This window comes from Pseudonocardia sp. WMMC193 (genome assembly GCF_021728735.1).
Classification (GTDB): Bacteria; Actinomycetota; Actinomycetes; order Mycobacteriales; family Pseudonocardiaceae; genus Pseudonocardia; species Pseudonocardia oroxyli.
The window spans coordinates 832,922-857,330 of record NZ_JAKKDO010000003.1; the positions used below are offsets into that span (position 1 = coordinate 832,922).

The window sequence follows — 24,409 nt, forward strand, 5'->3', positions numbered from 1 at the left end:
CCCGACCCTTCGGGGCGGCGGACGCCGCTCAGGGGGTGAGCGCGACCGCCAAGCCGGTGGTGCCCCGGTCCCCGCGGAACACCCGGCTGGTCGTCACGAGGATGCGGCCGAGGAGGCCGTACTTGCGCATGACGGCCGCCCGGACGGCGCGGGTGCCCTCGGCGTCGAGGATCTCGGCCGAGCCGGCCACGGCGGGGCCGAGCGGCGTCCCCCGCCGGTCGCACTCGGCGACCTCGACCGCGCTGGAGCGCCGCACGCGCTTGACCTTGCCCGTGTCCGTGGCGGTCCACACGCCGATCCGCCCGTCCGCCGTCGGCGCGCACCACACCGGGGTCCGGACGGGGGTGCCGTCCCTCCGGAACGTCGTCAGCAGCAGGAACCGCGGGTTCACGCCGGGACGCTCGCCCGGTCCAGGGTCACCGGCACGGTCGCGTACCCGCGGAGCAGCTTCGTCCGGCGGCGGACGGGGGTGCCCGCGGCCCGCATGTCCGGGAACCGCTCGACGAGGGCGCGCAGCGCCACCTCGCCCTCCATTCGCGCGAGGGCGGCACCGATGCAGAAGTGGATGCCCTGGGAGAAGGCGAGGTGCTTGTGCGCGTCCGCCCGCGTGACGTCGAAGCGCAGCGGGTCGGCGAACACGTTCGGGTCCCGGTTGGCCCCGCCCAGGTGCGCGATCACGAACTGGCCGCGCTTCACCGGGACGCCGTCGAGCTCCGCGTCCCGGTAGGCGACCCGGCCGGTGCGCTGCACCGGCGACTCGTAGCGCAGCATCTCGTCGATCGCGGTGCCCCAGTGCTGCGGCTCGGCCCGCAGCAGCTCGGCCTGGTCCGGGTGCTCGAGGAGCAGCGCGGCGCCGTTCGAGATCAGGTTCACGGTGGTCTCGAAACCTGCGGCGAGCAGCAGCATCGCGATCGAGGACAGCTCGTCCTCGCTCAGCGCCTCCTCGCCGTGCGCGGCGACCAGCGACGACAGGATGTCCTCGCCGAGCTCGCGGCGGATGCGCTCGAAGTGCCCCAGCATCCAGGCGTGCAGGGCGTCGATGTCGCGCTCGGAGCGCCGGAACTCCCGGTAGGACAGCCCCACGTCGAGGCTCAGGGCCGCCCCCTCGCCCCAGGCGAGGAACTGGTCGCGCATGTCGAGCGGGGCGCCCAGCATCTCGGCGATCACCGTGGCGGGCAGCAGGGCGGCGAAGTCCGCCGCGATGTCGCTCGGCCCGTCGGCGCGTGCCATCCCGTCGAGCAGCTCCTCGGCGATGCCCTCGGTGCGGGTGCGCAGCGCCGCGACCTTCTTGGCGGAGAACGCCCTGGTCACGAGCTTGCGGTAGCGGGTGTGGTCCGGCGGGTCGCTGGCCAGCATCGACGGCGGCTGGGCGGGCCCGAGGGCCCAGTCCCCGCCGAACCGCAGGGCCGTCCGCGCGAAGCCGGGCAGGTTCTCGGGCATGCGGCCGCCGGTGCCGAAGTCCGGGCTGCGGAGCATCTCGGACGCGACCGCGTGGTCCACGGTCGCGAGCGCGAGCCCGGTGTCCACGATCCGGCCGCGCTCGCGCAGCTCCTCGTAGAACGGGTACGGCTCGGCGATCACCGCGGGGTCGGTCAGCAATCGGCCGCCGAGCTCACCGGAGCGGGCCTGCCGCCGGACCATCTGTCGCATCACGCCGTGGCGCAGCCCCCATCGGACCACCCGGCGCACACCCCTGGAACCCGCCATGCCCGCGAGGTTACCGCCGGTAAGTTCGCGCGCGCCACCACGATTTGGTAGACGGGTGCGTGCCCCGCCTGCTCGCCGTCAGCGATCTCCACGTGCGTCATCCCGACAACCGCGCCGTCGCGGAGGCCCTCGCCGGGGAGCCGGGGGACTGGCTGATCGTGGCGGGAGACGTCGCCGAGCAGGTCGAGGACGTCGTCGCCGTGCTCCGCGACCTCGCCGCCCGGTTCGCGCGCGTCATCTGGGTGCCCGGCAACCACGAGCTGTGGACCCGGACCAAGGACCCGGTGAGCCTGCGCGGCGAGCACCGGTACCGGCGGCTGGTCGAGGAGTGCCGGGCGCTCGGCGTGCTCACCCCGGAGGACGAGTATCCGGTGTTCGGCGGGGTGACCATCGCCCCGCTGTTCCTGCTCTACGACTACTCGTTCCTGCCCCGCGGCACCTCGACGCCCGAGGAGGGGTTGGCGGCGGCGTACCGGGCCGGGGTGGTCTGCACCGACGAGCACCTGCTGTACCCGGACCCCTACCCGAGCCGTGCGGCCTGGGGGGCGGCGCGGGTCGCGTACTCCCGGGCCCGGCTCGACGCCGTCGACGGCCCCACGGTCCTGGTGAACCACTGGCCGCTGACCCGGCTGCCCACGGACGTGCTGCGGTACCCGGAGTTCGTGCTGTGGTGCGGGACGACGGCCAGCGCGGACTGGCACGTCCGCTACCGCGCGCAGGCGGTCGTCTACGGGCACCTGCACATCCCGCGGGTCACCTACGAGGACGGGGTCCGGTTCGTCGAGGCCTCGCTGGGCTATCCGCGGGAGTGGAAGCCGCGCCAGGACCGCTTCGGCGTGCCGACCGAGGTGCTGCCCCGACAGATCCTGCCCGTGCCCGCCGAGGACTTCGGTATCCGGCCCTGATCGAGTCGGCCCTGAACGCACGACGCGCCCGCTCGGGTGACCCGAGCGGGCGCGTGCGGCGTGTCGGTCAGCGCGTTCCGTAGCGGCGGCGGAACTTCTCGACCTGGCCCGCGGAGTCGAGGACCCGGGCCGCACCCGTCCAGAAGGGGTGCGAGTAGCTGGTCATGTCGACCCGCAGCAGCGGGTAGGTCTGTCCGTCCGACCACTCGATCGTCTCCGACGACGTCGCCGTGGAGCGGGTGAGGAACGCGTCTCCCGTGGACCGGTCCTGGTACACGACGGGTCCGTAGGCGGGGTGGATGTCCGGTCGCATGGTGGCCTCCAGTCGATTGCTGTCGCTTATGATAACCATTCTCGATAGCGGGGTGTTCCCCGGTCGCCCGCGCGACTACCCGGCCGGCGGCCGACCAACCGGCGCGACCGGCGTCAAGGGGGCGGACGGGTGGGTGAGGCCACCTCGGATCCCCTGTTCGCCGGATGCCCCGGCGCCCGACGAGCCCGCATCATCTTGATCGGTACACGACACGAGCGAACCGGTACGGCGAAGGGGAGCCCGTCGATGGTGGTCACCCGCGAGCGCGCGGTCGAGCGGCCGCGCCCGATGCGCGCGCTGGGTCGGGAGCTGCGCTCCTGGCCGACCGTGCTCATGGTGCTGCTCTGCCTGACCGTCGGCATCCCGCTCACCATCGCCCTCACCCCGGCCCAGGACCTGCGGATCCTCGGTCAGCACATCTCCGTCGGGGCGCGCACGCCCGACCTGTCCCTGGAGGGCCCCGCCGGGCTCGTCCAGATCGGCAACACCCAGCTCGACATCCCGCGCATCCAGGTGTGGGGCCCGCTGCGCCCCCAGCTGTCCCTCGGTCCCGTCCAGCGCAACGACGACGCCGCCAAGGTCTTCGACCCGGAGGTCTCCGCCCAGGCCACGGCCCAGGCCGTCGAGCAGCTGCGGACCGGGTTCGTGAACTGGTACCTGCTCGGCGCGGTCGGGGCCGTCGGCACGGGGCTGGCGATCGCCGCGCTGGTCGGCTGTGCCCGGATGCTCGGGATCCTGCGCCGCGCGCGCGGCGGGGAGGTGACCGTCGCGGACGTCTGGCACCGGTGCTCGGGCACCATCGGGCGGATGGCGCTGGTGTCGGTCACCGTGTCGGTCCTGGCCTGGGGCGCCTGCGGGGCGCTCGCCTACACCGGGACCATGCGCGGGCTCGCCCAGGTCGGATCGCTGTCGGACCTCGTCGGGGCCTCCCGCGTCACGCCCGCGCCGGTCGGGCCCACCGTGACCGGGTTCGCGGGCGCGGTGATCGGGGACTCCCGCGCCGCGCGCGTCGGCGGGCCGCCGGTGGCGAACCCGGAGGGGGACGACGTCGTGTGCCAGCGCTCGGCGGACTCGCTCGCCGGGGAGCTGGCCACGATGGTGCCCGGCGGCGTCCGGAACCTCGCCTGCCCCAGCGCGACGATCGCCCAAGGCCTGCGCGGCCCGCAGCAGCGCGGCGAGACCCAGGTCCCGCCGCAGGTCGCCCTGCTCAAGCAGATGCCGGACCTGCGCTACGTCGTCGTCGCCATCGGGCCGAACGACGTGGGCTGGTCCGACCTGATCACCTACTGCTACGGCGTCGAGACCTGCGACGACAACCTGACCCGCGGCGAGTTCGACTACCGGATGGGGGCCTTCGACCGGGAGTACGCGGCGCTGCTGCAGGACCTCGCCGAGCTCCCGAGTCGTCCGCAGGTCGTGGTCATGACCTCCTACGGGGCCTTCCCGAGCGAGACCGACCCGGCCTGCCCCGACGCCCGCGGCCCCGCCTACGCCGTCGGGCTCACCCAGGACAAGATCGACCTGCTGACCGACCGCAACGACCAGCTCAACGCCGTGCTCCGGACGGGTGCGGAGAAGTACGGCTTCGCCGTCGCCCAGCCCGACCTGCGCCCGCTGTGCAGCACGGGGACGGACGGGATGAGCCCGGACCTGCAGGGCCTGTCGGACGGGTACGCCTTCCACCCCACCGCGATCGGCTCCCTCCGCCTGGCCGCCACGGTGGCCCGGCTCGTCGACTGACCGCGTTGTGACGCTTGGGCGCGCCCTCGTGACGCTTGGGACGCCCAAGCGCCGCTGAGTGACGCTTGGGCCGCCCAAGCATCACGCCCGCTTGGCACCGGGGCCGCCTCCCTGACGCTTGGGACGCCCAAGCGCCGCTGAGTGACGCTTGGGCCGGTGACCCGGACACCGTCGAGGGTGATCCCGAGGGGCCCAGCCTCGCGATAGAGGTCGTTGAGCACACAGCCCGCCGCCGCCGGGTGGAGCAGGTGGGCGCCGGTGAAGTCGGCGCGCACGGCCACCCCGCCCGACGTCCACCGGTGGGGGAGCGTCGTCCCCTCGCCGCGCAGCGACCCGGCACCGACCTCGACCGCGAACCCGTCGTCCACGGGGCCAGCCCATCAGGTGCCGAGTGGGTCACACCAGGGGCGAGCCGAACTCGCCCTACGAACGCCGAAGGCCCCCTGGCGAACCAGGGGGCCTTCATACGGGTGGTGGGCGATACTGGGATTGAACCAGTGACCTCTTCCGTGTCAAGGAAGCGCTCTCCCACTGAGCTAATCGCCCGAGGCGGAGGCGGGAATCGAACCCGCGTACAGGGCTTTGCAGGCCCTTGCCTAAACCACTCGGCCACTCCGCCAGACTCTCGGCCGAACTGGGGGTCCGGCCTGGAGGCCCAGGCAGTGAATACGAGGTTTCCTCCGAGCGGACGACGGGATTCGAACCCGCGACCCTCACCTTGGCAAGGTGATGCGCTACCAGCTGCGCTACGTCCGCATGCATCCGGTTTCCCGGAGCCTGTCGGGGCTGCTCGCTCCGACGTGAAGAACATTATCCTAGCCCCGCGGGGGGTCTGAAACCACCCCCCGTCAACGGGGCTGACCTGCAGTGACGGGCCGCAGGGAGCGCTGCGGCCCGACGGGCGCAGGTCTCAGTCGCGCGCGCCGTCGCTCGAGTTGGGGGCCAGGAGCTGGTCCAGCGCGGCGTCGAAGTCGAGCCAGGAGTACTCGCTCGTGGCGGGCACGAGCTCGAAGGTCCGGTCGAGGAACTCGGCCAGCGGACGGGCGGCGGTGGTGAACACCGCGTGTCCGGAGGGCGAGGCCAGTTCGACCTCGATGCGCTCCTCGGGGCCGAGGATCGGCTTCACCCGGACGTCGCCGGTGCCGGCGGGCGCGAGCAGGCCGTCCGCGAGCAGGTCGCGGGCGAACACCCAGTCGACCGGGCTGCTCTGCCCCGTCCGGAACGAGGCCTGCACCGCGTACGGGTCCCGGCTCGAGTAGGAGAGCTCCACCCGCACCGGCACCGGGGGTGCATCGGGGGTGACGAGCTCGAACAAGGCCCCTTCACGAATGATCATGGGCTGGTCGCGCATCCTTGCTCCTCTTTCTCGCGCCGCGTGGTCCGTCGTGCGGAAAAACGAGCGTGTCGCCAAGATGTGACGGGTCGGGGGACGTTATCCGCCCGCCGGGTTTGCGGCGTTAACCCGGACGGGTGGACGGGCCACTCCTCCGGGAGTGGCCCCACCTGCAAGGACGGGTGATCGCCCAGATGGTTGTGATCCACATATCAGGCACCGGAAGCGTCGAACCGATCGTTGCACGATGACCGAAGACAGAGTGTGAGGGACCTACTGGTGGCGGACGCCGTCGACAGGGCCGAGGAGGCCGACGCCCGGGCGTCGGCCCGCGAGGTCGATGCCGGCCTGGCCGCGCGGGTGCGGGCCGGGGACGACGGCGCGCTCGGCGCCCTCTACGACCGGCACGGCCGCGCCGCCTGGTCGCTGGCCCGCCGGATCTGCATCGACGAGCAGCTGGCCGAGGACGTGGTGCAGGAGGCCTTCCTCTCCTTCTGGCGTGACCCCACCCGGTTCGACCCCGCCCGCGGTGCCTTCGCCACCTGGCTGCTCACGGTCGTCCACCACAAGGCGGTCGACACCGTCCGCAAGGAGAGCACCATCCGTCGTCGCACGGTCTCCTCCGACGCGGGGGACGACCTCCCTCTGCCCGCCGAGGCGGGTGCGGACTCCCAGGCGCTGGGCGCGGTCGTCGCGGGACAGGTCCGGGTGGCGCTGCACCGGCTGCCCGCCGAGCAGCGCCAGGCGCTGGCGCTCGCCTACTTCGGCGGCTACACCCAGCGTGAGGTGGCGGCCCTGACCGGCGTCCCGCTGGGCACGGTCAAGTCGCGCATGTTCACCGGTCTGGCCCGCCTGCGCGCGGTGCTCGGGTCGACCACGGGGTACGAGGGGGCTGCGGGATGAGCGACTGCCCGAAGTCCGACGACGCCGTGGCCTGGGCCCTGCACGTCCTCGAACCGGACGAGGAGCACCGGGTGGCCGCGCACCTGCCCACCTGCCCGACCTGTCGCGCCGTCGTCGCCGAGACGCAGGAGACCCTCGCCGCGCTGGGTGCGGGCGTCGAGCCCGAGGAGCCGCCCGCCGGACTGCGGAGCCGGATCCTCGAGGAGGCCGCGCGCACGCCCCAGGTCGGCGACGAGCCCACCGAGGCGCTGCTGTTCGCCGAACCGCCCGTGACCTCTGTCCCGGTGTCCGGACCCGGGCCGACGCCGCGCCGCACGGCGGGGTCCGGACCCGGACGGGGGAGTGGGCGAGGCCGGCACCGACCCCGTCGGGGGCTGCGTGGCCGGATCGTCGCGGTGGCCGCGGCGACGCTGGTGGCGCTCGGCGCGATCGCGGGGCTGAGCGTCTACAGTGCGCAGCTCGCCGCGCAGCGGGACGCCGAGACCGCCCGGGCCCAGGCACTCGTCTCGATGGTGCAGCAGATGGCCACGCCGGGCACGGCCCACGCCTTCCTGTCGCCCGGGCAGGGCCGGCCCGCGGTGGCCGCCGTCCTCGCGACGCCCGCCGGGCAGCAGATGGTCCTGCCGGTCGCGCTGCCGTCGAACCCGAGCGACCACGTCTACGTGCTCTGGGGTCTGCCCGCCGAGGGAACCCCCGCGCCGCTCGGCACGTTCGACGTGCGTGATGGCGACTCCACCGTGCACTCGGTAGGGTCGTCGCCGGACGGTGCCGGGTTCGCGCAGTTCGCGATCTCGCTCGAACCCGGTCGGGCCGCCCCGGCCGCTCCGTCCGATGTCGTGGCGAGTGGGCGGGCGGAGATCTGAGCACTGAGGAACTGGACCAGCGGCCGGGCCTGAAGGCCCGGATCGTCGCGTTCCGTGAGCGTATCGAGGAACGGCCCACCGCCCGCAAGGCCTGGCGGATCGCGATCGGGACGCTCGGCACCCTCGTCCTCATCGCCGGGATCATCGCGATCCCGTACCCCGGCCCGGGCTGGGCGATCGTCTTCGTGGGCCTCGCGATCCTCGGCTCGGAGTTCGAGTGGGCGAAGCGCCTGCTGCGCTACGCGAAGGGCAAGTACGACGCCTGGACCGACTGGCTCAAGCGCCAGCACTGGGCGGTGCAGCTGCTCGTCCTCGCCGCGACCGGCCTGATCGTCCTCGCCACCCTGTGGCTCCTCAACGCCTTCTCCCTGGTCGCGGGCTGGGTCGGCCTCGAAGAGTGGACCTGGTTGCAGAGCCCGTTCTTCGGGTGATGTAGGGTTCTCCCAACGCGGCGGGCGATTAGCTCAGGGGGAGAGCGCTTCGTTCACACCGAAGAGGTCACTGGTTCGATCCCAGTATCGCCCACTCGCTGAAGGGCCCCTGACCAGCTGGTCAGGGGCCCTTCAGCGTTGGTGGGATCAGCGCGGGGAGGATCCGCGCCGCGGCCGGGACGGTCAGGAGCAGTCACCGCACGATCGTGACCTGCAGTCGCGTCCGCCAGTGCCCTAGATCGGCAGGTGAACTGCTCGGACGCTTTCGCGCGACTGTGGACAGCGCGTAACGCAACGAGCACGCGTCGCGACCTGCCTTTCAGCTCCCCGGCTCCCCACATGGTCTGCTCGGAAAGGCACACTGACGTGCTCGTCGTTCGTTCATCCCCGCTCGCTGTCCTTCGCTCGTCGCTCGCGAGCGTCCGGTGATGGCCGCGAAGAAGCAGAACCCGGCCGGCTGCGGCTGCCTGATCCTGCTGGTCCTTCTGCTCGGCGGCTTGATCCGCGCCTGTAGCGGCGGGGGAGAGGACGAGACCCCGGCGGCCATTCAGTCCGTCCTCGGCACCCCGACGACGACCTCGACCACCTCAGTCCGCTGGACCCCCAGCCCCACACCGACCCCGACAACGCGCACGCCGGCTCCGACGACGACCAGCAGGCCGGCCGGCACTCCGAAGCCCCGCCCGAATCCCCAGCCCGACCCGGACCCGAACCGCGACAGTCACCGCACCACCGACCCGGCCCCGCCCGCATCGGTCTACTACAAGAACTGCGATGCCGTGAGAGCGGCGGGCGCCGCCCCGATCCGGAGAGGCGACCCCGGCTATCGACCCGGTCTCGACCGTGACGGAGACGGCGTCGGCTGCGCCGGGGACTGACCTGTCGATCGTGCGCTGCGAGCGGCCGGGTCGTCGGTGCTCTTGGGCCGGAGCACCCTCTGCAGAAGGTCCCTTGCACGACAAGACGATCTTGCGAACGAGGGCCTCCGGATGAAGCCCCGTCGGCGGAACGCGCCAGCGCAGCCGTGCGGTCCACCTGCGCGACCCGTACGTTGATCGGCCCCTCCATGCCCGGCCCGCCTCTCCGGGCTCCTTCACCACCCTTCCGCTCGGAGTTCTGGCGTCGATGACCGAGGGGCGCGACGAGCGGGCACGACGACTCCCCCCGATTCACGCGCACAGTCGCACCAGGAACTCCTGGGTCTCGGGGTCCGTGGAGTACGTGGCGGTGGCCTTCATCCCTCTGGTGAGCAGCACCTTGTAGGTGTTGCGGATGAGGGCGGGGAACTCCTCCTCGGTGGCCTTCTTGACCTGCCCGTCGAAGGAGCGGTCGCGGCGGGCGACCCACGCGCCGTCACGGCGGACGAAGTCGTCTCCGAAGAGGACGCCCGACCAGTCGTACTCGAACCCCTGAGCTGTGTAGATGCAGCCGACCTGCCCGAAGCCGCGAGTGTCGCTCGCCCAGAAGTGTGAGGCGGGTGCACCGGGGACGGGTTTCTCCGGCTTCGCGTTCCACGGACGCCGCCAACCGCCGATGACGACGTCGTCGACGAGGACCTTGGTGCCGTCGACCACCGTCGGGTCGCTCCAGCGCCAGCAGTAGCCTGCCGCGATACGGGCGGTTCCGCCGGACTTCGACGCGTGCGCGGTCAGCCAGGACTCCAGCGCCGCCGGCGTCGGGAGCGCGGCCACGGTGTACGTGTCGTCGCTCTCCCCGACCAGCTCCGACCAGGGGATGGGTGGGCGCGGGTCGAGACCGAGGAGCCGGGCGACCCACTGGTCGTAGAGCTCGGACCCGCCGCAGCGGAACTGGCCGTCGAGCGTGACGACGTCGACGCGGCAGCCCAGTTGTTCGGCGGCTTCGCGGATCTCGGCCTCGGTGCCCATTTCACCGGGGCGCACGACCTGGTGCTGGTCGAGGAGGAAGACCGGCGTGCGTGCGATGTCGAGAAGCTCGTGGACCTGGCGCCTCGCCTTCGCCCGAGTCGCCGCCTTGGTGAACCGGTTCACGCTGGTCTCACGGATCCGGTGCGCCTCGTCGCAGATCAGCACGTCGAGCGAGTTGGGCTCCTCGCCGATGAAGCTGTTGAAGAAGAGGAACAGGGTCTCGGCCCGCTTGCTGCGCGAGCCGACCACGATCTTGCGCAAGGTGTTGGTGAAGGAGGCGGATCCGGTGGCATGCATGACGCGCCGGCCCTTGCGAGCAAGGTCTCCGAGCAGACTGAGCGCAAGGACGCTCTTGCCGGACCCCGGCCCGCCCAGGACGATCACGGCAGTCTTCGTGTTGTGCTTGTCGGCCCGGGCGACGGCGTTCTCGACGACGTTGTAGGCGACCTGCTGCTCGTCGAGCAGGACGAACTGCTCGCGCTCCTTGACCTCCTTCGCCGCAACCTCCAGCAACGGCTTCGTCGGCTCGGTCCGCGCATCGAGGAAGTCGTCTGCTGCCTGACGGCACGCCTCCGCCGTCGAGGGGTCGGTGCTGAGCAGACGCTTCAGCTCGCTGATCAACGCCGCGCGTTGCTCACCGGTGTAGAGGCGGCCGTACGCATCGGGCGCGTGGTCGTCCAGAGTCCAGTTCTTGGCGGCGGCATTGTGGAGGTAGGCGATCCCGTGGAGTTGGTTGTCGCCTTGTTCCAGGTACGGGACGTAGTCGACGAGGTACTGGCAGTAGGAGCGGACCTGGTCGATCGGATGGAGGACGGGCTGGCCGTACTGGGGGAGCGTGACCATGCCGTCCGGGCCTGCGACGGCCGTCGTCCACTGCTTGAGCTCCACGACGACGTAGGACGGTCGCCTGGTCTTCGGGTGCACTCCGCAGACGACGACGTCGGCTCGCTTCGGGCTGAACGGGAGCTTGTGCTCGACGAGGACCTCGACGTGGTCGAGTCCCGCGTCGTGCAGGTCCTGCAGGAGCACCGGCAGGCTGTGTCGCCAGGACCGGACCTCACCGTCCCCGGTGCCGGACTGGTACTGCAGCCTCGCCTGGACCTTGAGCATCTCGTGCAACTGGTCCGCCTTGGACAGCAACGGCGCGGCGCGGCCACGAACCAGAGCCACTCGAAACCCCCACGAAGGCACGCGTCATCGGCGTGCGGGTGGGGACGTCATCGAGGGTGAGGCTCGGCGCCCGTCGGGCCGCGTCGACAACCATAGGTCGACCTGCCGGTGCGGGCTCGGTGGCGCGCCGTCTGATCTCTGACGGTCGCAGTCGGTCCGACTGTCGGCTCGAGCGTCACGCCCGCGGCGAGCCACTTCCCGAAGAACTCGGCGATCGGGCGGGTGGAGGAGGCGGCGACGGTGTCCTCCGACCGGCACGAGCCTCGGGCGCGGATCGGGCGAGGCGGCGCGTGGCCAGCTCGGCGAGCAGTCGGGCGTGGTCGAGGAGGACCCCGTCGTCGAAGGTCGCGTGGGCGGAGTGGTTGACCGGGAGGTCGGTGACGTCCGCGCCGGGGGCCGCGGCACCGAGGAAGCCGTAGGCACCGGGGACTTCGGCCAGCACGTGGGCGAAGTCCTCGGATGCGGCGACCGGTGCCGCGGCGCCGAGGACTCGGGCGGGGCCGAACAGGGCGACGGCCGTGTCGTGCAGGTGTGCGGCCTCCGTGGGGTCGTTCACCGTCAGCGGCACCTCGGCGGTGAAGGCGACCTCCGCGGTGAGCCCGTTCGCCTCGGCGATCCCGGTGACGAGCCGGGGCAGCTCCGCCGCGACCGCGTCGCCGGTGGCCGCGGAGAAGGTGCGCACGGCGGCGCGGAGCACCCCGGTGTCCGGGACGACGTTCGACGCCGATCCGGCGTGGAGCTCGCCGACGGAGAGGACCACGGGGTCCGCCGCGGCGAAGCGGCGGTCGACGTAGGTGTGCAGCGCGGTCACGGTCTGGGCGAGGACGGGCACCGGATCGAGGGTGTCGTGGGGGCGCGAGGCGTGCCCGCCGCGACCGCGCACGGTGACCTCGAGCAGGCCGCACGCGGCCATGAGCGGACCGGGCCGGGTGACGACGACGCCGTGGGGGAGATCGGACACCACGTGGAGCCCGTAGGCGGCGACCGGTCGCCGTCCGCAGACCTCGAGGACCCCTTCGGAGATCATGAGCCGGGCCCCGTCGAGGCTCTCCTCCCCGGGCTGGAACATCAGAACGACGTCGCCGGCCAGCGTGCCACGGCGGGCGGCCAGCAGATGAGCGGCGCCCACCAGCGCGGCGGTGTGCAGGTCGTGCCCGCACGAGTGCATCGCGCCGTTCGAGGAGGCGTAGGGGAGATCGACGGCCTCCCGCATCGGGAGCGCGTCCATGTCTGCCCGCAGCAGCACGGGTGGACCGGGCCGGGCACCGCGCAGCACCGCCGTGACCGAGGTCGCCCGACGTCCGGTGTGGATCTCCAGATCGAGGTCGCGCAGTGCCGTGAGCACCGCCTCCTGCGTCCGCGGGAGCTGCAGCCCGGTCTCGGGAGCGGCGTGCAGGGCGCGCCGCAGCGCGGTCAGCCGGCGGGCCAGATCGGCGTGGTCGGGGGCGGTGCGCGTCATCGGGTCCTCCTGGGGCAGCGGCTGGACGTGGTCCACGCCCGTCGGGGACGATCACGGCGATGAGCCGCCCGTCGTTCGTGCAGCGTCTGGGCCTGGCGGCGCCGATCGTGCAGGCCCCGATCGGCAGTGCCTGCACGCCGGAGCTGGTGGCGGCGGTGGGCGAGGCGGGCGGCCTCGGCGTGCTGGCGGGGTCGTGGTTGTCCGCCGAGCGGCTGACGAGGGCGATCGAGCGGGTGCGTGAGCTGTCCGCCCGGCCGTTCGGGGTCAACCTGGTGCTGTCCCAGGCGCCCGCCGACCACGTGCGGATCTGCGTGGCCGAGGCGGTCCCCGTGCTGTCGACGTCCTGGGGAGCCGCCGCCGGGGTCTCCGCGGCGCTGCGCGGCACCGGGATGGTGCACGTGCACATGGTCGGGGCGGTCGAGGACGCCGTCCGGGCGGTCGCGGACGGGGTCGACGCCGTCGTGGCGCAGGGCTGGGAGGCGGGCGGGCACGTCCTGGGGGAGGTCTCGACGCTCGCCCTGGTGCCCGCGGTGGTCGACGCCGTGGACGTCCCGGTCCTCGCCGCCGGGGGGATCGCCGACGCCCGCGGGGTGGCCGCGGTGACGGCGCTCGGTGCGGACGCGGCCTGGGTCGGGACGCGGTTCCTGGCGGCCCGCGAGGCGGACGTCCATCCGGACTACCGCGCGCGGCTCGCCGCCGCGGGCCCGTCGGACACGGTGTTCGGCGAGGTGTTCACCGGTGGCTGGCCCGACGCGCCGCACCGCGCGCTGCGGACCAGCAGCACTCTCCGCAGCGACCTGCCCCCGGAGGTCGTCGCCGTCGACGGCGACGGACGCCCGGTCCGGCGCTACGACGACGTGATCCCCACGGCCGGGGTCCGCGGCGACGTCGAGGCGCTCGCGCACTACGCGGGCCAGGGCGTCGGGCTCGTCCACGGGGTCAGCCCGGCCGCGTCGATCGTGGCCGCGCTCTGGCCGGGGCCTGCGGCGCCGTCCGACGACGGGGGCCGCGGATCGTCCGGAGCAGCGGCGCGGTCATGAACGTCGTCACGACGGCGACGAGCACGAGGACGGTGAACATCGTCGGGCCGATCAGCCCGAGGTCCAGCCCGACGGTCAGCACCACGATCTCGGTGACTCCCCGCGCGTTCATCAACACCCCGAGCGTCGCGGCGTCCCGCCACCCGTCCCCGAACAGGCGCGCGGTCACCCCGACCCCGCCCACCTTGCCGACGACGGCCACGACCAGCACGGCCGCGAACACGAGCGCGTCGAGCGGGGTCAGCGTGTCGACGCGGGTCGAGAGCCCGACCACCACGAAGAACACGGGGAGCAGCACGGCCGTGACGGTCGGATCGAGCCGGGAGCGCACGTGGTCTCGCCACGACTCCGACCGCGGCATCGCCAGACCGGCGAGGAAGGCCCCGAAGATGGCATGGATCCCCACCTGCTCGGCCGCCCACGCCGAGAGGAGGGCGACGACCACCGGGACCCACAACGGGGGCGCACCCCACCGCGCCAGCAGCGGCCGGACCCCCGCCAGCAACACCAGCACGAGCACGGCGGCGCCGCCCGCCGTCCGCAGGAACGGCCCCACGCCGTCCGCCTCGACGACGGTCGCGGCCACGGCCACGAGCACCCAGGCCACGACGTCGTTCGCCGCGGCCGCGACGAGGGCCGTGGCCCCGACCCGGGTGCCCGTCAGGCCGGTCTCCCGCAGCAGTCGGGCCAGCACGGGCAGCGCGGTCACGGAGACCGCGGCCCCCACGAACAGCACGAACGCGACCATCGGCGAGCCCTCGCCGTAGGCCGGGTACAGCCCGAGGGCCAGTGCCGCGGCGAGGACCAGCGGGACCACGACGGACGCGGTCGCGACGCCGCCCACCCGGGTCGCCTCGAGCCGGTCGTCCCCGGGGGTGGTCTCCATGCCGACGAGCAGCAGGAACAGGACCAGGCCGAGCTGGGCGACGACGCGCAGCGCTCCGATCACCGGCTCGGGGAAGAGGTGGGCGACGACCTCCGGCAGCGCGAGGCCGAGGACGCTCGGGCCCAGCGCGATCCCGGCGAGCAGCTCGCCGACCACCCGGGGCTGGCCGATCCGCCCGACGAGCCAGCCGACGACGTTGCAGGCCAGCAGCACGATCCCGACGGCGAGCAGGGTCCGGACCGCGGTCTCCGTCGCCGTCACGACGCGGCCCCCCGGGTCAGCGGGGTCGGGGCGTGGAGCGGGTGACGAGGATGCCCAGCACGATGAGGACCCCGCCCAGCAGGGTGTTCCAGCCGAACGGCTCGCCGAGGAGCACCACCCCGATGACCGTGGACCAGATCGGGGTCACGTAGGTGACGGTCGAGGCGACCGTCGGTCCGGCGGCCCGGATGACCTGCAGGTTGAGCAGGAAGGCGTACCCCGTCCCGAGCGCTCCGAGGACGACCAGCCCGGTCGAGGCGACGGGCCCGGGCAGCGTCGGCGCCGTGCCCGTGACGGCCGCGACGAGCGCCAGCTCCACCGTCGCCGCCCCGATCTGCGCGGCGGAGAGCGCGGCCGCCGACTCGGTGCGGCCGGAGAAGAACCGGCGGGTGTAGGCGAACCCGGCGCCGTAGCAGGCCGTCGCCGCGAGACAGGCCAGCGTGCCGGTGAGCGTGCCGCCCGCCAGCCCCCGCCAGACCGCCAGCAGGCAGAGCACCCCGACGAAGCCGAGCAGGAGCCCCTGCACCCGGCGCAGCGTCATCCGCTCGCCCCGCACCAGGACCAGGACGAAGACGAGCGTCATCAGCGGGGTGGTCGCGTTGATCACTCCGGCGAGGAGCGAGCTGACGTGCTGCTCGCCCACCGCGAAGAGCGCGAACGGCGCCGCGTTCAGCAGGGCCGCCACCACCGCCGCGTGTCCCCACGTCGACCGGGACCGGGGCAGGGGCTCGCGGCGTACGGCGCACACCGCCAGCAGCGCCAGCGCGCCGAACAGGCACCGCCACAGCGCCACCCAGATCGGCGCGACGCCGTCGTCCACGGCCAGCTTGATCAGCGCGAAGCTGGATCCCCAGATCGCCGAGAGCAGGATGAAGCCGGGTAGCCACCGGGTCACCGCCCGGGTCCCGTCGGCCTGGTCCGTCGTCCGGTCCGTGGTGCTCATGCGCGCGTCGTCCCTTCCGGTCCGCGAGAGGTCTGGCGTGAAGTCTCGCGATCGGGTAGGCATGAGTCCAACAAGTGATGATCAGCCTGCCATGAGGATTGCTCATGACCGTCGCCCTTCCCCAGCTGCGTGCCCTCGTCGCCGTCGTCGACGCGGGGGGATTCGGTGCGGCGGCGGCGCGGCTCGGCGTCAGCCAGTCGGCCGTCTCGCACGCCATCGCCGCCCTCGAGCGGGCGGCGGGCCGCCCGGTCGTCGCGCGCGGCGTCCCGATCAGCCCGACGCTGCTCGGCCGCAGACTGGTCGAGCACGCCAGGATCGCGGTCGCGGCGGCGGCCGCGGCGGAGGACCTGCTCCGGGATCCCGCGGAGAACCCGTCCGGCGCGGTCACCCTCGCCGCGCCGCCGACCGCGTGCCACGCCGTGCTTCCCGACCTGCTCGCGGGATGGTCCGCCGAGTACCCGGACCTGCGCGTCGTGCTGCTGGAGGGCGAGGACGACGAGGTCGTCGGCTGGCTGGAGGACGGCACGGCGGACCTCGCGATCGTGGTGGACCCCGGCACCGGGCCCGCCGAGGCGCTGCCGGTCGCGGCCGACGGGTTCCAGGTCGTGCTGCGCACCGACCACCCCCTGGCGGGGGAGCGGTCCGTGGACGTGGCGGACCTGGCGGACGACCCGCTGCTGCTGTCCACCGGGGGGTGCGAGCGGCAGATCCGCGAGCTGTACCGGCAGGCGGGCTGCGCGTTCACCCCCACCCACCGCGTCCGCCAGCTGAGCACGCTGTTCTCGATGGTGCGGGCGGGGATCGGGGTCTCGCTCGTGCCGGGCCTCGCCGCCGGGATGGAGGGGGCGGGCCTCGTGCTGGTGCCGGTGGCCCAACACCTGCGCCGCGAGCTGGTGCTCACCGGGCCCGCCCGCAGGCCGTGGCGCCCCGGGGTGGCACAGATGATCGACGTCGTGCGCGCCCGGCGGGCCGCCTGAGCCCTCACAGCCGCTCGAGCAGCGCGTGGACCGCCTCGAGGACCGCCTCCGGGCGTTCCTCCTGGGGGAAGTCCCCGCACCCGGGGAGCTCGACGAGCCGGGCGTCGGGGAGCAGCTCGGCGAAGCGGCGGCCCGTCGAGGGCGGGACCAACCGGTCGGCGGCGCCGAAGACCAGCGTCGTCGGCAGCGTCGCGCCCCGCAGCGGGCCGGCCAGCGCGTCGAAGTCCTCGCCGTAGCTCAGCCGCACGCCGAGGCCGAACCGCGCCATCGGCGCCCCCCGCTTGCGCAGCTGCCGGTGGTAGCGGGCCACGGCCGTCGGCTCCGGGACGAAACCGGGCCCGTGCGTCGCCGCCCACCGCTCGGCGAACGGCCCGTACGGGAACACCCGGGCCAGCAGCGGCCCGAGCAGCGGCGCGCCGAGGGCGCGGAAGAGCCCCAGGTTGGACGCGCCCTCGCCGAGGGCCCCGGCCGCCATCACGACCATCCCCGCGAGCCGGTCGGGATGGCGCGCCGCCGCCCAGGCCGTCAGCGAGCCGCCCATCTGGCTGCCCACCAGCACCGGGTCCCGCAGCTCCAGCGCGTCCAGCAGCCCGACGAGCAGGTCGGCGGCGGCGTCCGCGGTCCATCCGGTCCTGCGGGGCACGGGTGAGCCCCCACAGGCCGGCAGGTCGACGAGCACGGTCCGGTACCGCTCGGCCAGGCCGGGGACCACGTGCCGCCAGGTCGTCGAGTCGGTGAGGAAGCCGTGGACGAGGACGACCGGCCGTCCGCCCGGCGGGCCCGACTCGGTGACGGCCACGGTGGCCCCGTCGAGTTCCACCAGCCGCTCGCGGGCCTGGTCGGCGGCGGTCACGAGCGCCCCCCGAAGGCCTCGACGAGCAGGGTGTTGAACGCCTCGGGAGCCTCGACCGGAGGCAGGTGCGCGGCGGCCAGCAGCTCGCGGCGGGACCCCGGCACGAGGTCGGCGAGCCGCTCGGTGAGCACCGGCGGGAAGAGGATGTCCTCCCGGCCGCCGACGACGAGCGTCGGCACGGCCGTCAGGCCGGCGAGCAGCGTCGTCCCGTCGTGCTCGAGCGCGCCGCCGTAGATGCTGCGCAGGCTCGCGGCGTCGTACTGGTCGAACATCGCCCGCCGCAGGGCCCGCTCGCGGCGGCGCAGGGTCTCGGCGCCCGCCTCGGAGAACAGGAACGCCTTCAGCACCTCCCAGAAGCCGCCGACGTCGTCCCGCTCGAGGAATCCGTTGAGCATGCCGAGCAGCAGCCGCGTGGGGCCGTGGGACGCGCCGAACGTGGCGACCAGCCCGAGACCGGTGAGGCGCTCGGCGTGCTTCGCCGCGAAGTGCTGTGCGACCAGCCCGCCGTGCGAGAGGCCCACCACCGTCGCGGCGGGCACGCCCAGGGCGTCGAGGACCCGGGCCAGGTCGTCCGCGTGTGCCGCGTTGTCCGGGAAGCCCGTGGTCGACGGGGAGTCGCCGAAGCCGCGCATGTCGTAGGTGATCACGGTGAAGTGCTCGCGCAGCGCCGGGACCTGGCGCATCCAGCTGCCGGACAAGGTGGTGAGCAGCACCAGCGGCGGCCCCGCACCCACGGTCCGGCAGCGGACCCCGCCGCCGGGGACCGCGATGGTGTCCACCGTGGACCTGTCGGCCATCCCTGCTCCTCTCGTCATCGGACGGCGACCCAGGTGGCGCCCCGTCCGTGGATCTCGTCGATCGCGTGCCTGCGGGGTTTGGTCGTCTCGGTCAGACAGCCCTCCTCCACCGTCGGCATGCGGTCGACGACGGCGTAGCTGCGGATCCGCTCCCAGCCCGGCACCGCGCCGTTGACGGTGGTGAGGACCTCCCCGAGCGGCGGCCGCGCGGGGTCCGGGTGCTCGAAGAAGAGCAGGGCGCCCAGCCGTCCGTCCGGGCGCAGCCCGACCTGACAGAGCCCCGCGCCGGTGGCGGCGGCGACGGCCTCCTCGATCGGCCGGACGAACACCTTCTCGCCGCTGCCGAGCGCGACGAAGTCCCGGGTCCGGCCGAGCACGGTGAGATGGCCCTGCGCGTCGAACGAACCGGCGTCGGCGGTGGGCTCGTAGCGCTGGGGGTCCCACGACCGCCGTTCGACCCGGCCGTCGACGAGGCGACCGTAGAGGAACGGGGTGGGGGTCCTGACGAGGATCTCCCGCGTCGTGACGTCGAGCCGGACCCGGCCCCAGGGGATCGGCCGTCCGACCGTGCCCGGCTTGCGGGCCTCGGGGGTGTTGAGCCCGATCATGCCCAGCTCGGTGGTCCCGTAGACCTCGTAGAGCGGGATCCCGGCGTCGAGCAGCTCGGCCATGAGCGCGGGCGGGGTCGGGGCGCTCCCGACGAACACCGAGCGCACCGAGCTCCCGAGCATCGCCGCCACCGCGGCGGCGGGCGCCGGGGCACCCGCCGCGGCGGCTCGGCCGTGGAGGTGCTCGAGCACCCGGGGGACGGTCACGTGGAGCGTGGGGTCGTACCGCGCGGTGTCCGCGACGAACCGTGCGGGGTCCGACAGCACGAAGTCCAGACCCGTCCGCAGGCCCCAGTAGAGCATCATCCGCTGGGGCAGGTGGGACAGCGGCAGGTAGAGCAGGAGCCGGTCCCGGCCGTCGATGCCGTAGATCTCGGCGAACCGGTCCATCGTGAACAGCAGCGGGTCGGCGTGCACCGCGAACAGCTTGGGCTCCGACAGCGTGCCACTCGTCGAGACGACGGTGAACGGCCCGGTCCGGCGGTGGGCGGGGCGGAACCCCTCGTCCGCCCCCGCGGCCACGAGGTCGCCGACCGAGGCCACGCCCGCGCCGTCTCCGGACCCCACCGGGCCGAGGAACAGCACCGTCAGGCCCGCCTCCTGGAACGCCGGGACCGCCTCCGCGCGGTCGGTGAGCGCCAGCACGCACCGGCTCTCGACCGCGGCCGCCACGGCGCGCGGCACGGGCGCGGTCGAGTACAGCGCGACGGACAGCGCCCCCGCGATCGTGCAGGCCAGGTCGGCGAGCACCCACTCGATGCCGGTGGCGCCGTGGACCGCGACCCGGCTCCCCGGACCGACACCCGCGCCGCGCAGCGCCTCGGCGAGCACCCCGGCGTCGGCCCGGCACCGCGCGAAGGTGGCCTCCTCCGGTCCGGACGGACCGTGGAAGAACAGCCGGGACCCCGTCCGGTCCGCCATCCCGTCGACGATCTCGGCGAGGGGGCACGCCGGCTCGGGCGCGGCGGCGGGCGGGGCGGCGCCCGGATCGGGGGTGACGTCCGTGTCGGTGGTCACGGCTAGGCCGTGGTCATGGCGTCGGTGAACAGCTGGCCGTAGGCGCGCAGCGTGTACGACCAGGCCGTGACCATCAGCTGGTAGCGCTCCGGGGTCGTCGCCGCCCGGTCGAAGGCCTTGCGGACCAGCTCGATGTGCTCCTGGTCCTCCTCGGAGTGCACCTTGAGGAAGTTCAGCGCGGTCCGCGCGAACGGGTAGCCGACCATCGCCTCGGTGACCTTGGGCCCGAGCGAGGCGCCGAGCCCCTCCGTCGCCGCCGCGAACCCGATCAGCGCCGCCGGATCCTTCATCGACACCAGCCAGTGGTTCTGGCCGACCATGGTCCAGGTCCCGAGCCCGGGCAGCCCGGAGAGGTAGGTGTCGGTGTCGTAGCCCAGCCTGCGCAGGTCCTGCACGCACAGCCGGTCGTGGTGGCGCTCCTCGATCGCGAGGTTGAGGAACCAGTCCTGCAGCCACCCCTCGGTGGCGCGGGAGGCGGCGGCGGAGAGGAAGTACGGGGTCTGCTGGACGAGGTGGTAGGTCTCGCGCAGGTACGCCGCGTACACCCCCTCCGTCAGCTCGCCGCGCAGGATCAGGTCGATGAAGGGATGCTCGACGACGTCGGACCTCAGCACGTCCGAGGTCTCGGCCAGCGCCTTCTCGTAGCTGCCGGTGGTCATGTCTCAGCTCTCCAGGATTCCGATCTTGCCCATCACGTCGTCGAACCGCAGGCGGGTGCGGTCGATGTAGTCGGCCGAGACGAACCCGGCGTCGATGGCCCAGCCGATCGACTGCTTCAGCCGGCCCTCCAGGTAGCCCTCGAGGTGCTCGCGGTACCACTTGCAGTGCTCGACGGCGCGCTTGCGTGCCTCCGGGTTCTCGTCGAGGACCCGTTGGGCGACGGTGATGCCGAAGGCGACGTGGCGCCGTTCCTCGCGTTCGATCCGGTCGAACTGGTGGAAGTAGCGCGATCCGCTGCGGCCGAGCTGGTAGAGCTCCTCCATCGCGAGCACCCCCTCGGCGTAGAGGTTGAGCCCGACCAGGACCTCGACCTCGTCGTCGCTGTAGAACAGCTTCGCGAACCGCTCGCCGATGTCGTCGATGCGGTACGGCTCGTGGTCGAAGCCGTGCCACGGCTGGCCGAGGATCTCCACGCCCTCCCGGAACAACCGGGCGTGCACGACCTCGTCCGCCGCGTGCTTGATGAGGAAGTTCTTCTCCTGCAGGCTGTGTCGACGCGGCAGCCAGCGGGCGCAGAGATCGATGATCTCCAGCTCGGAGTAGTAGAAGTTGACGTAGACGGTGAGGATCAGGTCCCAGGCGTCCCGTCCGTAGGTGTCGATGATCTCCTGTTTGAGGGTGATCGACGAGTCCGGGGCCGGGGTGGTGTCGAGAGTCATCGGGCGTTCTCCTGGGCGCTGGACTGCGGGGTGGGCGGGCTGGAGCCGAACACGTCCTCGACCCCGATCTCGAGGGCCTTGAGGAACCGGCTCGTGAGGTTGTACATGCCGACGGCCAGCACGATGTTGACGATCTCGGCCTCGGAGAACCGAGCCCGCAGCCGCTGTCGCAGCTCGTCGGTGACGCCGTCGGGATCGCGGGTCAGCGCGTCGGCCACCTCCAGGACGAGTGCCTCGCCGTCGTCGAAGACCTCGGCGACCGCGATCGCGTCCCCGATCGCCCCGATCTGCACCTCGGCGATGCCCGCGCGCCGGGCCGAGGCGCTCATGTGGGCGATGCAGTAGGTGCACTCCTGGGTCGTCGCCGTCCCCAACGCGGCCAGGGCCCGCAGCCGGGGACCGATCGTCGGCGAGCGGTAGACCTCGGCCCACAGCGGGACGAAGGCGGCGGTCAGCTCCGGACAGTGGGCGAGGGCGCGCAGGATGTTCGGGACGAACCCGTACTCGGCGCGGACCGCCTCGAAGAGCGGGGCGAGGCCGTCGGGGAGGTCCGCGTCCGGCAGGAGCCCCACCATCGGTCCGGTCTCGGTGCCGGTCTCGGTGCCGGTGCTCATGAGACCGGCACCAGCAGGCCGTAGCTGACCGCCTCGTGGACCAGGCTCTGGGCCTGCTCGCGGTCCTGGCCGCCGTCGGCGACGAGCCGCTCGACGAGGTCGAGGCTGCTGGTCGTGCCGTCGGCGAGGCCCAGCAGCGACTCGAGCGCGGCGCTGTAGGGGACGGTCACGCCCGACGGCCCCGCGATCGCCTGTGCCGCGCGCAGGTGCGCCCCGTCGACGGCGAGGTCCGACGAGATCGTGACGTCCTCGGACCGGCGCACCGGCTGGGCGGGATCGACGCCGATGCCCGTGGACTTGCCGTCGAAGATGTTCTCGATGGTGCTGCGCAGCTGGTCGGGGACGTCGAGCTGCTCGAGGTAGCGGCTGTACCAGGACCGGTGGGCGAACGCTCCCGCGATGAGCGAGACGAAGGCCTTCTCCGGGTCGATGTCCGGCACGTCGAACTGGCTGCGGGCGTGCCAGAAGTAGGACTCCTTGCTCCCGCCGTGGCCGCCGTAGAGGAAGTAGACCTGCGCACGCAGCCGGCCGAACTCCTTGCGGTAGGCCTGCTCGTAGAACCCGAGGACCTCCGCGCGGGGCATCTCGGGCTTGTCGAGCGCGGTGTTGACCGTCACCGCCGCGAGGAAACCGCTGAGCATCGCGAGATGGACGCCGGTGGAGAACAGCGGGTCGATGAAGCAGGCGGCGTCGCCGACCGCGATGTAGCCGTCCCCGCTGAACCGGTCGTAGATGTAGGACCAGTCCCGGGCCACGTGGATGTCGTCGGCGCGTTCGGCGCCCGCGAGCCGAGCGGCCAGCTCGGGGGTCTTCGCGAGGCACTGGGCGTAGTAGGCCTCCATGCCCTCCTCGCGGTGGCGGGCCAGCACCCCGGAGTCGACGACCATCCCCACGCTGGTGATCCCATCGCGGAGCGGGATGAACCACCACCAGCCGTCGTCGAAGGTGGGGAGGAAGGTGTTCCCGGCGTCGAGGCCGGGCGGGCGCTCGGCGTCCTTCCAGTACGTCCACACCGCCAGGTTCTTCAGGTAGGGGTCCCACTGCTGCTCGTGCAGTCGCCTGGTCACCGTGCCGCCCTGGCCCGAGGCGTCGACGATCCAGCGGGCGCGGGCCCGGGTCACGACGCCGTCCGGGCCCCGGAAGTCCACCGTGCCGCCCTGGCCGTCGAGGGCGAAGTCCACGACCTTGTGCTGCTCGCGGACGTCCACCCCGTGCTCGGCCGCGTTGTCGAGCAGCATCTTGTCGAAGGGGCCGCGCTCCACCTGGTAGCCGTAGTCGTACGGCATCGCGAGCGCGTCCTTGAAGTACACCGTCCACGGCTCGCGGTTCTCGCCCCAGACCCACTCGACGCCGTGCTTCTTGATGTAACCCTCGTTCTCGAGCCGGTCCAGCACGCCGATCCGCTGGAGCAGGTCCGCGGTTCCGGAAAGCAATGACTCGCCGATGTGATAACGCGGGAATGCGGCGGCTTCGAGGGTGAGGACGGATTTTCCGAAATCAGCCAGGAGGGTCGCCGACATCGCGCCTCCCGGACCTCCGCCGATCACAATGACGTCATACTCGAGAAGATGTGCGTCAGGCATGGGACCATCTCGTTTTCGGTAGGGGTCGAAGCGGGTCAGGCGGCGTAGACGTCGACGACCTCGTCGTAGCTCATCAGGTAGCGGTAGAACGGGGCGTCGGACCGGAAGGACCGCGAGAACAGCTCGCCGACCTGCAGCAGCAGCGCGACCGAGCGGTCGGGTTCGTTCAGCTCGGTGTCGACGAACTCGAGTCCGGTCTCGGTGAAACCCATCGAGAGCAGGGTGCGCATCGGTGTGGTGGGGGTGTTCAGGAACAGGTCCGCGACGATGTGGCTCGCCCCCTGCTGGATGCAGTGGTGCAGGCAGCCCTTGACCAGCGCGGCGAGCACTCCGAACGGCATCTCCGGATAGCGCCGCCTGCGGAACTGCGGGAGCACCATGAGCCGCTGGACCTCGACGAGCCTGCGGTCGCCGTCCCCGCGCAGCTTCTCGATCCCGACGAACTGCTCGACCGGCAGCCGCTCCGGCGAGTCCGCCACCACCCGCATGGTGCCCACCGGCTCACCGGCCACCCGGGCGAGCAGGTAGGTCGAGTGCGGGTGGTAGCGGTCGTCGATGAGGGCCGGTGCGTCCGCGGCCAGCCAGCCGCACTCGGTGCCGTAGACCGCCCGCCAGAGCAGGTCGACGTCCCGCAGTTCCTCCTCGGTCCGGGCGAACCCGACGCGGAACGGGGAATCTGTCGCAATGCATCGTTCCCTGAATCGCAGATCCATCGCCGACTCCCTGTTGTGGCTGCCCTGT

General features: G+C 72.8%; 24 protein-coding genes and 4 tRNA genes. 9 read left to right on the forward strand and 19 right to left on the reverse strand.

The features are described from left to right. Positions 1–28: 28 nt before the first annotated feature. Entirely contained in the window at positions 29–391 is a 363-nt protein-coding gene (locus L3X23_RS05335) for a PPOX class F420-dependent oxidoreductase (protein ID WP_237191014.1), read from the reverse strand. Next, positions 388–1,707, reverse strand: a complete 1,320-nt coding sequence (locus L3X23_RS05340) for a cytochrome P450 (protein ID WP_237191015.1) — start codon at positions 1,705–1,707, stop codon at positions 388–390. Before L3X23_RS05340 ends, L3X23_RS05335 begins: the two co-directional genes overlap by 4 nt. A 44-nt stretch (positions 1,708–1,751) precedes the next feature. On the opposite strand from L3X23_RS05340, the gene L3X23_RS05345 reads away from it, so the two are divergent. After that, positions 1,752–2,612, forward strand: a complete 861-nt coding sequence (locus L3X23_RS05345; RefSeq protein WP_255733895.1) for a metallophosphoesterase — start codon at positions 1,752–1,754, stop codon at positions 2,610–2,612. A 67-nt stretch (positions 2,613–2,679) separates the two neighbouring features. Here L3X23_RS05345 and L3X23_RS05350 read toward each other — a convergent pair whose 3' ends face one another. Next, on the reverse strand, positions 2,680–2,925 hold the full coding sequence (locus tag L3X23_RS05350) for a type B 50S ribosomal protein L31 (RefSeq protein WP_093089154.1): 246 nt from the start codon (positions 2,923–2,925) through the stop codon (positions 2,680–2,682). Positions 2,926–3,171: 246 nt separating this feature from the next. Between L3X23_RS05350 and L3X23_RS05355 the strand changes: the two genes are divergently transcribed. Beyond that, positions 3,172–4,665 carry a GDSL-type esterase/lipase family protein gene (locus tag L3X23_RS05355; protein ID WP_237191017.1) on the forward strand — a complete coding sequence of 498 codons (1,494 nt, stop codon included), beginning with the start codon at positions 3,172–3,174 and terminating at the stop codon, positions 4,663–4,665. Positions 4,666–5,136: 471 nt separating this feature from the next. On the opposite strand, the gene L3X23_RS05360 is transcribed toward L3X23_RS05355, so the two are convergent. The 4 genes from L3X23_RS05360 to L3X23_RS05375 all read right to left on the reverse strand — a co-directional run bounded on the left by L3X23_RS05360 (position 5,137) and on the right by L3X23_RS05375 (position 6,016). Beyond that, positions 5,137–5,211: transfer RNA gene (locus tag L3X23_RS05360), tRNA-Val, on the reverse strand. 1 nt (position 5,212) lies between these two features. Beyond that, positions 5,213–5,284: transfer RNA gene (locus tag L3X23_RS05365), tRNA-Cys, on the reverse strand. A 64-nt stretch (positions 5,285–5,348) separates the two neighbouring features. Beyond that, positions 5,349–5,421: transfer RNA gene (locus tag L3X23_RS05370), tRNA-Gly, on the reverse strand. Between the two features lie 154 nt (positions 5,422–5,575). Then, positions 5,576–6,016: an SsgA family sporulation/cell division regulator gene (locus tag L3X23_RS05375; RefSeq protein ID WP_093089074.1), complete on the reverse strand. Its 441-nt coding sequence runs from the start codon at positions 6,014–6,016 to the stop codon at positions 5,576–5,578. A 246-nt stretch (positions 6,017–6,262) separates the two neighbouring features. Between L3X23_RS05375 and L3X23_RS05380 the strand changes: the two genes are divergently transcribed. The 5 genes from L3X23_RS05380 to L3X23_RS05400 all read left to right on the forward strand — a co-directional run bounded on the left by L3X23_RS05380 (position 6,263) and on the right by L3X23_RS05400 (position 9,073). Further along, complete coding sequence (locus L3X23_RS05380; RefSeq protein ID WP_308116871.1) at positions 6,263–6,901, forward strand: sigma-70 family RNA polymerase sigma factor; 639 nt, start codon at positions 6,263–6,265, stop codon at positions 6,899–6,901. Then, positions 6,898–7,764: an anti-sigma factor domain-containing protein gene (locus L3X23_RS05385; RefSeq protein ID WP_237191018.1), complete on the forward strand. Its 867-nt coding sequence runs from the start codon at positions 6,898–6,900 to the stop codon at positions 7,762–7,764. The genes L3X23_RS05380 and L3X23_RS05385 overlap by 4 nt, the downstream gene beginning before the upstream one ends. A gap of 62 nt (positions 7,765–7,826) precedes the next feature. Next, positions 7,827–8,195, forward strand: coding sequence for a TIGR02611 family protein (locus tag L3X23_RS05390; RefSeq protein WP_308116980.1), 369 nt, complete (start codon positions 7,827–7,829; stop codon positions 8,193–8,195). A gap of 22 nt (positions 8,196–8,217) precedes the next feature. Beyond that, a tRNA-Val gene (locus L3X23_RS05395) sits at positions 8,218–8,289 on the forward strand. Between the two features lie 334 nt (positions 8,290–8,623). Beyond that, entirely contained in the window at positions 8,624–9,073 is a 450-nt protein-coding gene (locus L3X23_RS05400) for an excalibur calcium-binding domain-containing protein (RefSeq protein ID WP_237191019.1), read from the forward strand. 291 nt (positions 9,074–9,364) lie between these two features. Here the strand turns inward: L3X23_RS05400 and L3X23_RS05405 are convergent, their stop codons facing one another. Further along, positions 9,365–11,251 (reverse strand): DUF2075 domain-containing protein, encoded by a 1,887-nt coding sequence (locus L3X23_RS05405; protein WP_237191020.1) that lies wholly within the window; start codon positions 11,249–11,251, stop codon positions 9,365–9,367. Between the two features lie 175 nt (positions 11,252–11,426). Continuing rightward, positions 11,427–12,710, reverse strand: a complete 1,284-nt coding sequence (locus tag L3X23_RS05410; protein WP_237191021.1) for a M20 family metallopeptidase — start codon at positions 12,708–12,710, stop codon at positions 11,427–11,429. 59 nt (positions 12,711–12,769) lie between these two features. On the opposite strand from L3X23_RS05410, the gene L3X23_RS05415 reads away from it, so the two are divergent. Beyond that, complete coding sequence (locus tag L3X23_RS05415) at positions 12,770–13,750, forward strand: nitronate monooxygenase family protein (RefSeq protein ID WP_237191022.1); 981 nt, start codon at positions 12,770–12,772, stop codon at positions 13,748–13,750. Here the strand turns inward: L3X23_RS05415 and L3X23_RS05420 are convergent. After that, positions 13,650–14,897 carry a cation:proton antiporter gene (locus tag L3X23_RS05420; protein ID WP_237191023.1) on the reverse strand — a complete coding sequence of 416 codons (1,248 nt, stop codon included), beginning with the start codon at positions 14,895–14,897 and terminating at the stop codon, positions 13,650–13,652. The genes L3X23_RS05415 and L3X23_RS05420 overlap by 101 nt on opposite strands. A gap of 16 nt (positions 14,898–14,913) precedes the next feature. Next, the gene (locus L3X23_RS05425; RefSeq protein ID WP_237191024.1) at positions 14,914–15,840 is read right to left on the reverse strand and encodes a DMT family transporter; all 927 of its coding nucleotides are present in this window, start codon (positions 15,838–15,840) and stop codon (positions 14,914–14,916) included. 104 nt (positions 15,841–15,944) lie between these two features. Here L3X23_RS05425 and L3X23_RS05430 point away from each other — a divergent pair, with 104 nt between their 5' ends. Beyond that, positions 15,945–16,817: a LysR family transcriptional regulator gene (locus L3X23_RS05430; RefSeq protein ID WP_237191025.1), complete on the forward strand. Its 873-nt coding sequence runs from the start codon at positions 15,945–15,947 to the stop codon at positions 16,815–16,817. A 4-nt stretch (positions 16,818–16,821) separates the two neighbouring features. Here the strand turns inward: L3X23_RS05430 and L3X23_RS05435 are convergent, their stop codons facing one another. From L3X23_RS05435 to L3X23_RS05470, 8 genes are read right to left on the reverse strand one after another with little or no spacing between them, the layout of a single operon-like run. Continuing rightward, entirely contained in the window at positions 16,822–17,670 is an 849-nt protein-coding gene (locus tag L3X23_RS05435) for an alpha/beta fold hydrolase (RefSeq protein WP_237191026.1), read from the reverse strand. Beyond that, complete coding sequence (locus tag L3X23_RS05440) at positions 17,667–18,467, reverse strand: alpha/beta fold hydrolase (protein WP_237191027.1); 801 nt, start codon at positions 18,465–18,467, stop codon at positions 17,667–17,669. Before L3X23_RS05440 ends, L3X23_RS05435 begins: the two co-directional genes overlap by 4 nt. Positions 18,468–18,481: 14 nt before the next feature. After that, positions 18,482–20,092 (reverse strand): AMP-binding protein, encoded by a 1,611-nt coding sequence (locus tag L3X23_RS05445; protein ID WP_237191028.1) that lies wholly within the window; start codon positions 20,090–20,092, stop codon positions 18,482–18,484. A gap of 2 nt (positions 20,093–20,094) precedes the next feature. Beyond that, on the reverse strand, positions 20,095–20,751 hold the full coding sequence (locus tag L3X23_RS05450; RefSeq protein WP_237191029.1) for an iron-containing redox enzyme family protein: 657 nt from the start codon (positions 20,749–20,751) through the stop codon (positions 20,095–20,097). 3 nt (positions 20,752–20,754) lie between these two features. Then, positions 20,755–21,471, reverse strand: a complete 717-nt coding sequence (locus tag L3X23_RS05455) for a hypothetical protein (protein ID WP_237191030.1) — start codon at positions 21,469–21,471, stop codon at positions 20,755–20,757. After that, on the reverse strand, positions 21,468–22,085 hold the full coding sequence (locus L3X23_RS05460; protein ID WP_237191031.1) for a carboxymuconolactone decarboxylase family protein: 618 nt from the start codon (positions 22,083–22,085) through the stop codon (positions 21,468–21,470). Before L3X23_RS05460 ends, L3X23_RS05455 begins: the two co-directional genes overlap by 4 nt. Further along, positions 22,082–23,668, reverse strand: a complete 1,587-nt coding sequence (locus L3X23_RS05465; RefSeq protein ID WP_255733896.1) for an NAD(P)/FAD-dependent oxidoreductase — start codon at positions 23,666–23,668, stop codon at positions 22,082–22,084. The genes L3X23_RS05460 and L3X23_RS05465 overlap by 4 nt, the downstream gene beginning before the upstream one ends. 35 nt (positions 23,669–23,703) lie before the next feature. Further along, positions 23,704–24,381, reverse strand: coding sequence for a GNAT family N-acyltransferase (locus L3X23_RS05470; RefSeq protein WP_237191033.1), 678 nt, complete (start codon positions 24,379–24,381; stop codon positions 23,704–23,706). Positions 24,382–24,409: the final 28 nt, after the last annotated feature.